Origin of the sequence: Pseudomonas sp. Xaverov 259 (assembly GCF_019352915.1) — a bacterium.
In the GTDB taxonomy this organism is placed as follows: domain Bacteria; phylum Pseudomonadota; class Gammaproteobacteria; order Pseudomonadales; family Pseudomonadaceae; genus Aquipseudomonas.
Genome location: NZ_JAAAFV010000072.1, coordinates 395,571 through 406,253 on the forward strand (window position 1 = coordinate 395,571; position 10,683 = coordinate 406,253).

Sequence of the window (10,683 nt, forward strand, 5' to 3'; positions counted from 1 at the left end):
GGCTGCCTCAGAAGCTTCGGCAAAAGCACTGCGTTCACATTCACGCGTATCAAGAGCGGCTTTCCCACGTGTTGCGTCGAATGGCGTGCATAGCGATGACACGCGAGTAATGAAAACATCGAGGCTCTTATTTCAAGGAAGTAGCCATGCGATATTTGAAGATCACGGCTCAGGATGACTACGACAACGATGTTATCGATGCCGTTTACCTGGAGTTTTTTGACGGTATCAACCCTAAGCCTGACGCTGAAGCGTTGGTCATGAATACGTCGAAGCATGACCACGGAAAATTAAAGTGGGTGTTGGCCGACGACATTGATGGCAACGGCGTCTGCAATAAAGTCGATGTCGATTTGGCACGCGCCCTGGCGAGGCAGTTTCTCAAGTTCAAATGGTGGAAGGTTGATCCCCCCTTTGACCGCTACCTGGAAATCTACTCCGAAGACCTTGACCTGGATGGCAAGCCCGACCTCGTGCGGTTGAGGTTTCATCAAGGCGAAGGCGTACCGAGCGACGCGACCTTGGTCAAAGCCGCCGCCTGTGTGTTTCTCAATGACTGTGCCGGCGGCAACGTCAGCCTCCATGTGAATACAAACCCGACTGACGATGCCAGAGATGCCGCGCTGGTGGTGGGCCTGTGCCGTGACTTTCTGAAGTGCGATTGGAATAACACGCGCACAACAGGACCTTGCTCGCTGATCGGTGAGCAAGGTTAGTCGACACGGCAGACCGCCTGGTTTTTCATCTCTTACTTCTATTGGTATTTTTATGCGCTACTTAATCTTGCGTGCTCATGATGTTGATAACAGCGACAAGCCCGATGTTGTTTACTTGGACTTTTACGATCACGCCCTGCCGAAGCCTCTTGCTTTAAAAGCCACATTGTTCGATATCAACAGTGACGGCAAACTTGATTGGAGCCTGGCCGACGACATCAACAATAATGGTGTAGCCGACAAACTCGATGAGGTCATGGCGCTTGAATTCGCCCAACAGTTCATGGAGTTCAACTGGTTCAGCCCGGACGCGCCTTTCGATAAGTACCTCAAGATCTTTGCCGAAGACTTCGATGCCAATGGCATACCTGACACCGTACGCCTGCATTTTCATCAGGGCGAGGGTGAGCCTCGCGATGAAACCATTGCCTACACGGCAGCGCTGTATAAAAACGGCGATGGCTCCGGTAACGGCACGACTGTGAGCTGGGATGTGAACAACGACGGCAAGGCCAACGCCGTCGATAACGAACTGGTCCGTCGCTTCTGTAGAAACTTCCTGGTATTGGGCTGGCATGATGCGCACCCATGCAAACCGCCGAAAAAACCGAACAATCCAAAACCGCCAAAACAACCGCGTAAACCGGTGACGCCTCCTCGCCCGAAAAAAACCTGCTGATGGCGACAGGGCCGGTATACCGGCCCTTCCTACGGACTAATTCATGACCCGAGCACGCATAAAGTCGCCCCAACGCCGCACCAGGTAGTTGTGCTCATCCATCACCGAGTTCCACACCGCGATATGCCCCATGCGTCGCTCGTAGGAGCCGCCATCGCGCACGTCACCGATGTCAATCAACGGCAACCCGTCACTGCCTGGCAACTCCTCGCGGGCTGGCAGGCCTGCGTACCAGTAATCCCACTCGGCGCTGCTCAAATGGTCGCGGGTGCGCGCCGGGTTGCCGATGTAGTAACCCTGGCGCGCCATCACCGCGCCCGGCCAACCCGACAACCACCAATTGAGATAGGCATACGCCGCATCCAGCACCGGGCCCTGGGCATGGCGTGACAACGACAAACCGCCAAACCAGGCGCGGTAGCCTTCACGCGGCACCGCCAGACGGTACTTCACACCCGCACGGTGCAGGCGCATCAAGGTCGGCGACCACAGGCTCTGAATATCGATACTCGGGCTGAGCATCAGCTGCGCGGCTTCTTCATCATCCGACCAGAACGCGGCGAAGTGCCCTTCCTTCTGCTTGCGCACCAGGATGTCGGCGAGCACATCGATCTCTTCGATGCTCATGTTGCCGATGTCCTTGAACTGCGCCAGCCCTGCGCCCTGCACGGCCAGCGCCGCATCCAGCGCGCCAATCGCCGCGTCACTTTGCAACGCGGTACGCGCGCGCCAGGCCGGGTCGAGCAGCCAGCCCCAGCTTTCATTGCCGTGGCTGAAGCCGTCGGGCAAACGCTCGGGGCGATAGGCAAAACTATCGGCGTTGTGGGTCAGCGGCAGCATGCTGATGCGCTCGGTCACGGTGCTGCCGAGGCTGCCGTCGTGCTGCACGAACAAGCGTTCACTGGGCACGCTGCCGCTGCCCAGGCGGTCGCTGGCCGACAGCCGGCCGCGCTTGGGCAGGTCGTTGATCTCATGCCACAACGCAATACGCCGTGTGTCGATGGGCTGGATCGCCCGCGCCGGCCACACGAAGTCGACGTTGTGAAACCACTGGTCGTACAGGTCGTAACTCTCGGGTTGCATCACCGCAATGCGCTGGGCCTGCGCCACATCGTGGACCTGGTACACCAGGCGAATGCCCAGCTCCTGCTCGGCACGCACGCGCAGGCATTCCAGCAGGGTCACGGAAGTACCAAGGACACGCAGTGTGATCATGCCGCAAACCGCCGTGAGAACACTTCAAAGGAGCGCCGCAACAGCGCCGGGTCGAGGCCACGCAGGATAAACACCAGGCGTGACTGGCGATCGGTGCCAGGCCATGAAGGCAAATGCACCGGGGCATGCAGGCAGTGCTGCACGCCATGAATAACAATGGGGGCCGAGCTTGCGTTCACGTTAAGCAGTCCTTTGACGCGAAGGATTCGTTCGCCGTGGCATCTTAGCAGCATCGACAACCACACCCCGAAGCCCACCCAATCGAGCGGTTGCTCGAAGGTCAGGCAGCATACTTGCGCAGCACCGTGGGTCGCCGTGGTGGTGCGGTGCAGCTGCCAACGGCTGACTTCGACCGCCGGCTCTGCACTGCGTAAACCTTCGCCGAGCAGCAGTTGGTCGCCGCTGTGGATCTCGTGAGTATTGAGGATTGGGGTGCCAGCGTTAAGCGCCTGCAAATGCGTGCGCAGTGAGTCGCTGTCGCCCGCCAGATCAGTCTTGCTCAACAGCAGCCTGTCCGCCGCCGCCACCTGGGCCAGCCACTCCGGGTGCAGGCGTTCCTGCAGCTCGGCGTGGCTGGCATCGACCAAAGTAATCACCAGGCCGATATGAAACCGCCCACGCAGTTGCACGTCGTTGTTCAGGGTGGCGAGGATCGGCGCCGGGTCGGCCAGGCCGGTAGTCTCGAGGATCACACGCTTGAACGCCGGTATCTCACCGCGTTCACGGCGCTGCAACAGGCTGAGCAACGCGTCTTTCAACTCGCCGCGAATCGAGCAGCACACGCAGCCACTGGGCAGCAACACGGTGTCTGGCGCGACTTCCTCCACCAGCAGATGGTCGATGCCGATATCGCCGAATTCATTGATCAACAGCGCGGTATCACCCAGGCTTTCGCCTTGCAGCAAACGCTTGAGCAAGGTGGTTTTGCCACTGCCGAGGAAGCCGGTGATGACATTAAGGGCAATGCTCATGACGACTCCAGATGATCGAGCAAGCGTGGGTCAAGCGGGTCCAGCGGGCGCCCGAGCATGGTCTCTGCTGCCTGCCAGAGTTGATCCAGGCCACTCGCCAGAGCCTGCTTGCCGGTAGCGCCCAACAGCAAATAGGACGCGCCCTGGAAGTCTTCGACCTTGAGCCGGAACACCGCCAGCACCTGATTGATCGCCGCAATGCGGCGCAGGCGTTCGCGGCGCCTGGGCAGCTCATCGCCCAAGGGGTCGCTCCAGTGCAGGTCTTCACCGAGCAAGCCGCAGAGTCCGCACATGCTTACACCTCACTCATGGCATGACATCGCCGGAATTCGGGCCTAGGGTCTGGCCGACAAACAGGTTGCCGCCCGGCTCGCTGGCGAGCAGCACGGCGGTCGGCGCCACTTCATCGGCCAGGCCGAAGCGGCCCAGGGGCAACTCGGCGGCTTTGGCGCGCTTCCAGTCTGCGCTGATGCCGCCCACCAACGGCGTCTCAATCGGGCCGGGCGCGATGGCATTGACCAGCACGTTGTCCTTGGCCACTTCCAGCGCCAGGGATTTGGTGAAGCCGATCACGCCAGCCTTGGCCGCAGCATAGTGGGTCAACTCGGCACCGCCCTTGATACCCAGTTGCGAGGCCACATTGATGATGCGGCCCCAGCGCTGCGCCAGCATGTGTGGCAAGGCGCGCTGGCTGGCAACGAACACGCTGGTGAGGTCGACGCGCAGCATATCGTTCCACATCTCGATGGAGAGGTCGACGCAGCGGGCCTGGGTGAGCATGCCGGCATTGTTGACCAGAATATCGATGCCGCCGAAGTGCTCGACGCAACGATCGACGCTGGCCTGGGCGCCTTCGACGCTGCCGACATCGGCCAGGCACTCGACCACCTCGGCTCCGAGGTTGCGGCAGGTGATCGCGGTTTCGGCGAGGCTCGCGGCGTTACGGTCGGCCAGCAGCAAGCGTGCGCCTTCGGCGGCGTAGGCACGGGCGATGGCGGCACCGATGCCGCTGCCGGCGCCGGTGATCACAGCGCGACGGTTGTTCAATTGAGACATTCACAAATCTCCTAAGGCGAACACGGTCTCCTGTGGGAGCTGGCTTGCCTGCGATAGCGGTGGGTCAGTCAATACATGTGTTGCTGATCCACCGCTATCGCAGGCAAGCCAGCTCCCACATTTGGATTGGATGCATTCAGTCGGGCCAGCGCACAGTCAAGCCACCGTCGATAACGATGCTTTGGCCAGTCAAATAACTCGACGCCTCACTGGTCAAAAACTGCACCAGCGACGCCACCTCATCCGCCCGCCCTACCCGGCCCAACGGAATCGCCCGCGCGGCCTTGGCCAAGCCTTCCGGCCCCAAAGAGTTCTTCGCATCCAACGACTGCGGCGTCTCGATCAACCCCGGTATCACCGCATTGCAACGAATCCCCAGGGCCGCCAACTCCACCGCCAGCGAACGGCACAACCCCGGCACGCCGGCTTTGGCCGCCGCATAATGGCTATGTTCCTGCCAGCCATACACACCACCGGCAATCGATGAAATCGCCACCAGCGCGCCGCCCTCTTTTATGTGCCGGCTTGCGGCGCGGAAGGTGCGCATCACCCCCGTGAGGTCGACATTGAGCATTTCATTCCACAGCTCATCGGTCATTTCCAGCAACGGCGCGCGGCGCAGCAAACCGGCGTTGGCCACGGCATAATCGAGGCGGCCGAAGTGCTGCACGGCGGCCTCGGCCAGGGCGTCTACCGAGGCGCTATTGCCCACGTCCAGTGGCAACATCAGGCATTCGCCGCCGGCTTCTTTGACCAGGGCCACGGTGGTATGCGGGTCATGGGGATCGGCCGGGAAATACCCGCCGACCACCGCCACGCCGCTGCGCGCATACGCCACGGCAAGGGCTTGGCCGATGCCGCTGGCGGCACCGGTAATCAAGGCAACTTTACGACTCATCTAACACTCCTTACTGAACGGTTTCCGGGCGCACATGGCGGGCGGCAAACATCAACGCGCCGGACAAGAAGCACGGCAGCGCGCCGAACCACAGCGCGGCGGTCTGCCAGTCACTGCCGGCGGACAACACCTGGGTGGCGCCAAACCCTGCGACCACTGCACCAATCGGCCCCATGGCATGGATGATCGCGCCGCCGGTGGCACGGATGCTGGTCGGGAAGCTCTCGCTGATAAAGAACAACGCCGCCGAATACGGCCCAATCAGGAAGAACAGGCCCAGGCTGTACAGCCCCACCACCATCGGCATATTGCTCGGGCCGAACAGCATCCCCGCAAACGCCAGGCCGCCGAGCATCCAACCCAGGCCGATGACATTGCGGCGGCCGATCTTGTCGCCCATCCAGCCGTGGGTCAGGTAACCGCAGTAGCCCACCAGGTTGGAGAGCACGAGGATGATCAGCGAATTCTCGAACGAAATATGGTGCACGCTGACGATCACCGAGGTGCCGAGCACGCTGAACACCTGGATGGCCGCCCAGTTGAGCAACAGCGCGGCGCCGATCACCAGCGTGGCGCGCCGGGCCGGGCCACGGAAGGCGGCTTTAAGGCCAGCCTTGCTGTGTTCGTCGTAGTCGACGCCGTAGGTCACGGCGACGTTTTGCGCTTCTTTCACCGCGCCGCTTTTACGCAGCTCACTGATGCGCTGATGGATCTGGAACTGCGGGCTCTCCTTGAGCTTGCGCGCCATGATCGCGATCACGATGGCCGGGATCGCTGCAAAGATGAAGCAACCCTGCCAGCCGATAATCGGCAGCAACAGCGCAGTCAACCCGGCGGCGATCAACGCACCCACCGGCCAGCCGCCCTGCACCAGGCTGTAGATAAACCCACGGCGTTTGGTCAGTCGCGGGTCTTCGGAGGCGCCATACAACTCGCTCAGGTAGGTGGCGTTGACGGTTTCCTCGGCATAACCCAGGCCGCCCAGCGAACGAATCAGAATCAGCGGCGACTTGCCCCACGCACCACCAATCGCGGTAAGTGCCGAGCACAGCGCGGAACCTGCCACGGTAAAAATAATGCCTTTTCGCCGGCCCAGCTTGTCGACAACCGGGCCAATCGCAAAGGCGACGACCGCCGTACCCACCGCCACCCACGTTGCGATTTCAGCTTGCTCCACTTCACCCCAACCAAAGTGCCGGCCGATCTCCGGCAGCAAAGTGCCGAACAGGATGAAGTCATACACCGCAAACACCCAGGCGAAAAACGCGATCCAGGTAGCAAAGCGCACCTCCTGGGACGTCAGTTGCCGGGGTTTCCAGCCAGTCAGGTCAAGCTTGTTGTAGATGGACATAATCGCGCCTCGGTGGGATGGGCAAAGGGGTCAGGTACGCGGTTGGCGGCGGATAAAGTCGTCGGCGATTTCGTCGAAGGTGACGAAGCGCACGCCGGCATGGCCCTGGATGTGTTCGATCAGGCGTTCGAGCATCAACAGCACTTGCGGCCGGCCGGACACGTCGGGGTGGATGGTCATGGTGAACACCGCGTGTTCGTGTTCGCGGTAGACCCAGTCGAACTGGTCGCGCCACATTTCTTCCAGGTGACGCGGGTTGACGAAACCGTGGCTGTTGGGGGCCTTTTTGATGAACATCATTGGCGGCAGGTCGTCGAGGTACCAGTTGGCCGGAATTTCCACCAGGTCGGTTTCTTCGCCGCGCACCAGGGGTTTCATCCAGGTATCCGGGTGCTGGCTGTAATCGATCTTGGTCCAGCTGTCGCCCTTGCGCACGTAGTACGGGTGGAAGTCGTTGTGCATCAGGCTGTGGTCGTACTTGATGCCTTTTTTCAGCAGCAGCTCGTTGGTGACCTTGCTGAATTCCCACCAGGGCGCGACATAACCGGTCGGGCGTTTGCCGGTGACCTGGGTGATCAATTCGATCGACTTATCGAGGACGATTTCTTCCTGCTCGGCGGTCATCGCAATCGGGTTTTCGTGGCTGTAGCCGTGCACGCCGATTTCGTGGCCGGCATCGGCCACCGCCTTCATCTGCTCGGGGAAGGTCTCCATCGAATGGCCAGGAATAAACCAGGTGGTGCGCAGGCCGTAGCGCTCGAACAGTTTGAGCAGGCGCGGCGCGCCAATTTCACCCGCGAACAGGCCACGGGAGATGTCGTCCGGCGAGTCTTCACCGCCGTAGGAACCGAGCCAGCCGGCGACGGCGTCTACGTCAACGCCAAATGCACAGAGAATGTCTTTAGCCATGGTATGTCTCCTTAAAGATTCAGGGTGGTTTCGACCGACAGCGCGGCCCTGAGCAAGCGTGCGTCTTCGCCACTCGGGGCGCTGAGCAGCAGGCCGGTGGGTAAACCCAGGGCATCACGGCCGCTGGGCAGGCTGACGCCAGGCATGTCGAGCAAACTGCCGGGCATGGTCAGGCGCAGGGTGGCGAGGTTGGTTTTGACGAACAGGTCGTCATCGGCTTGCAGCGGTGCCAGCGCCGGGGCGACATGGGCGACCGTCGGGGTAATGAGAACGGCACCGTCGAGTTCATCGACCAGTTGCAGTTGCAAGCGGCGACGCGCGTCGATCAGGTGCAGCAATTGGCTGGCGGGCAATTCACGCGCGGCCTCCAGGCGCCGGCGTACACGCGGGTCAAGTCGCTCGGCATCGCGACTGTCCAACAGGTTTTCGTGCAGGGCGAAGGCTTCGAATGAGCCGAGCCAGCCGTCCTGCTTGATCAGGTTGAGGGTGGCCTGGAAGGTGGCTGACGCGCGCACCTCGATCAGCGCACCGGCAGCCTTGAGCTGGTCCACTGCGCGCAGCAGGTTGTTGCGCACGGTGGGTTCGATGTCTTCCAGCGTGCCCTGCTCAAGGACGAAGTGCTGGCCCTTGAGGCTGCGGGCGACGTGCTGTTGCGTGCGGCCGTTGAGCAGGTCATCGATGACCAGCGCATCGCGCACGCTGCGGGTCAGCGGGCCGAGGCTGTCGAGGGTGTGCGCCAGCGGGAATACACCGTCGCGGCTGTAGCGCCGACAGCTGCTGCGATAGCCCACCACACCATTAAGCGCTGCGGGGATGCGGATCGAGCCGGCAGTGTCGGTGCCCATGGCGATGGGCACGATCCCCGCCGCCACAGCGACCGCCGAGCCCGACGACGAGCCGCCGGGAATGCGCGGTTGATCACTGCCTCTGGGGTTATGGGGCGTGCCGAAATGCGGGTTCAGCCCCAGGCCGGAATACGCCAGTTCGCTGAGGTTGGTCTTGCCGATGCTGACCATTCCCGCGCGGCACAACAGCCCGACACTGGGCGCATCGATCAAGGCCGGCGCAGCCTCGCGGCGATAGGCGGCGCCGGCGGTGGTGACGCTGCCGGCCACGTCAAACAGATCTTTCCAGGCCAATGGCACGCCATCGAATACGCTCAAAGGCTGGCCGGCACGCCAGCGCGCAGCGGATGCTTCGGCCTCGCGGCGTGCGCGCTCGGCGGTCAGGGAAATAAACACACTGGGCGCCATGCTCGCGTGGACGAGTGCCTGTTCGAGCGCCTGCACCGGGTCGTTGTGACCGCTGGCGTACGCCTGGGCCATTGAGGTGGCGTCTGACATCAAGATGACCCTCATAAAACGTACATATTAATAAAATGTACGTTTTACAAAGGCAGATTTCGTGCCAGTCTCTTTAAGTGTGTTGTCGTGCTCGTAAGGTTTATCGCCTACAACTGCGGGATAGATGGTTTTGCGGTTGGCAAAAAAAAGCGACGCGCGTGATGAGGCTAGCCGCAATTGAAATAATGTATCTTTTATTAATAAATACATTTTGGTGCAAAAAGTAACGTTTCCTCCTTGCCGGCCCCAGAAAAGTGCCACCGCTGTGGCGCAGAGTGACAGGCGCATCTATGAGAGAATCCCCGGCCACTTTCCTACACGCCAAAGAGAACACGATGAAAGCAGTGTCCGCCTCGGCCTCCCGTTACGCGATGATTCACCAGTTGTTGCGTGATGCGATCGTTAACGGCACTGCGCGCCACGGGTTGGTGTTGCTGGAAGCGCCGCTGGCCGAGCTGTTCGGCACCAGCCGCGTGCCGGTCCGCAAGGCATTGGACCTGCTGCATGACGAGGGCCTGATCTGCCGCTTCAATGGCCGGGGTTACTTGATCAACCCCAAAGGCCTGGCCATGGAGCCGCTGCGCTTGCCCCTGAGCCATACGCACCTGGGCCTTGATGGCGAGGCTGAGTTGGTGGATACGCGGCCGCTGGGTGAGCGGATCGTCGAGGAAATCGGCGCGGCGCTGTCCACGTGCATCGCTTTTGGTCATTACCGCCTGGATGAGCAAGCCGCCGCCGAACACTACAGCGTCAGCCGCGCCGTGGTGCGAGAAGCGCTGATGCGCCTGCGCGACCGTGGCCTGGTGGAAAAAGAACCCTACTCCCAGTGGCTGGCCGGGCCGTTGACCGCGCGGGAAGTCACCGAAGACTACGAACTGCGCGCCTGCCTGGAACCCGAAGCACTGCGCCAGAGCGCGCCAAACCTGGACCGCGAGATGCTTGAAGCGATGTTGCAGCGCGTGCTCGACGCCCAGCAAAGCCCGCACTGCAGCCTGGAAGCCATCGAGCAGATCGAAGAAGACTTGCACCAGCGCTGCCTGGCCGGCCTGCAAAACCGCAAGATCGCCGCGCTGATTCGCCAGGGCCAGAGCCCGATGATCATCAGCCGGATTTTTTACCGTTTGCTGGGAATTGGCGCAGATCCCGCCATGCTCGCCGAACATCGCCTGATTCTTGAATTGCTGCTGCACGGGGCATTTGATGCGGCGGCGCTGAATTTGCGTGAGCATTTGCAGCGTGCGCGGCAGCGGATGTTGCAGCGCCTGAAGGTGCTGTCGGTGTTACCAGAACAGCCGCTGCCGGCCTACCTGCACAAGATCAGCTGACGCCACTTGGCCTGAAATGTGGGAGCTGGCTCGCCTGCGATGGCATCAACTCAGTGTGCCTGACGTACCGAGGTGTCTGCATCGCAGCGGTGCGACGATTCGACAAGCCAGCTCCCACAGAAAAGCAGCTCTTCAGTGCATGCAAATCCGCAGTCGACCTCATATTCAGAACTGCATGCGGTCAACTGTGGGAGCGGGCTTGCTCGCGAATGCGGTGGGT

12 protein-coding genes are annotated in these 10,683 nt (G+C 61.3%); 3 read left to right on the forward strand and 9 right to left on the reverse strand.

The features are described 5' to 3' along the window. Window positions 1–146 precede the first annotated feature (146 nt). Together K0H48_RS30450 and K0H48_RS30455 are read left to right on the forward strand one after the other, a co-directional pair. A complete protein-coding gene (locus tag K0H48_RS30450) occupies window positions 147–716 on the forward strand; it encodes a hypothetical protein (RefSeq protein ID WP_219337857.1) in 570 nt (189 codons plus the stop codon). Then, window positions 703–1,395, forward strand: coding sequence for a hypothetical protein (locus K0H48_RS30455; RefSeq protein ID WP_219337858.1), 693 nt, complete (start codon window positions 703–705; stop codon window positions 1,393–1,395). The genes K0H48_RS30450 and K0H48_RS30455 overlap by 14 nt, the downstream gene beginning before the upstream one ends. A gap of 36 nt (window positions 1,396–1,431) precedes the next feature. Here K0H48_RS30455 and K0H48_RS30460 read toward each other — a convergent pair whose 3' ends face one another. The 9 genes from K0H48_RS30460 to K0H48_RS30500 form a co-directional block, all read right to left on the reverse strand. Next, on the reverse strand, window positions 1,432–2,610 hold the full coding sequence (locus K0H48_RS30460; protein WP_219337859.1) for a PotD/PotF family extracellular solute-binding protein: 1,179 nt from the start codon (window positions 2,608–2,610) through the stop codon (window positions 1,432–1,434). After that, window positions 2,607–3,581, reverse strand: a complete 975-nt coding sequence (locus K0H48_RS30465; protein WP_219337860.1) for a GTP-binding protein — start codon at window positions 3,579–3,581, stop codon at window positions 2,607–2,609. Before K0H48_RS30465 ends, K0H48_RS30460 begins: the two co-directional genes overlap by 4 nt. Further along, a complete protein-coding gene (locus tag K0H48_RS30470; RefSeq protein WP_017136312.1) occupies window positions 3,578–3,874 on the reverse strand; it encodes a hypothetical protein in 297 nt (98 codons plus the stop codon). Before K0H48_RS30470 ends, K0H48_RS30465 begins: the two co-directional genes overlap by 4 nt. A gap of 13 nt (window positions 3,875–3,887) precedes the next feature. Further along, on the reverse strand, window positions 3,888–4,637 hold the full coding sequence (locus K0H48_RS30475; RefSeq protein WP_219337861.1) for an SDR family NAD(P)-dependent oxidoreductase: 750 nt from the start codon (window positions 4,635–4,637) through the stop codon (window positions 3,888–3,890). A 136-nt stretch (window positions 4,638–4,773) separates the two neighbouring features. Then, a complete protein-coding gene (locus tag K0H48_RS30480; protein WP_219337862.1) occupies window positions 4,774–5,535 on the reverse strand; it encodes an SDR family NAD(P)-dependent oxidoreductase in 762 nt (253 codons plus the stop codon). A 10-nt stretch (window positions 5,536–5,545) separates the two neighbouring features. Then, complete coding sequence (locus K0H48_RS30485; RefSeq protein ID WP_069786160.1) at window positions 5,546–6,886, reverse strand: MFS transporter; 1,341 nt, start codon at window positions 6,884–6,886, stop codon at window positions 5,546–5,548. A 30-nt stretch (window positions 6,887–6,916) separates the two neighbouring features. Then, on the reverse strand, window positions 6,917–7,795 hold the full coding sequence (locus K0H48_RS30490) for a polysaccharide deacetylase (RefSeq protein ID WP_076962375.1): 879 nt from the start codon (window positions 7,793–7,795) through the stop codon (window positions 6,917–6,919). 11 nt (window positions 7,796–7,806) lie between these two features. Further along, the gene (locus K0H48_RS30495; RefSeq protein ID WP_219337863.1) at window positions 7,807–9,138 is read right to left on the reverse strand and encodes an amidase; all 1,332 of its coding nucleotides are present in this window, start codon (window positions 9,136–9,138) and stop codon (window positions 7,807–7,809) included. A 27-nt stretch (window positions 9,139–9,165) separates the two neighbouring features. Then, on the reverse strand, window positions 9,166–9,426 hold the full coding sequence (locus tag K0H48_RS30500) for a hypothetical protein (RefSeq protein ID WP_219337864.1): 261 nt from the start codon (window positions 9,424–9,426) through the stop codon (window positions 9,166–9,168). Between the two features lie 47 nt (window positions 9,427–9,473). Here K0H48_RS30500 and K0H48_RS30505 point away from each other — a divergent pair, with 47 nt between their 5' ends. Next, window positions 9,474–10,463 (forward strand): GntR family transcriptional regulator, encoded by a 990-nt coding sequence (locus tag K0H48_RS30505; RefSeq protein ID WP_219337865.1) that lies wholly within the window; start codon window positions 9,474–9,476, stop codon window positions 10,461–10,463. Window positions 10,464–10,683 lie beyond the last annotated feature (220 nt).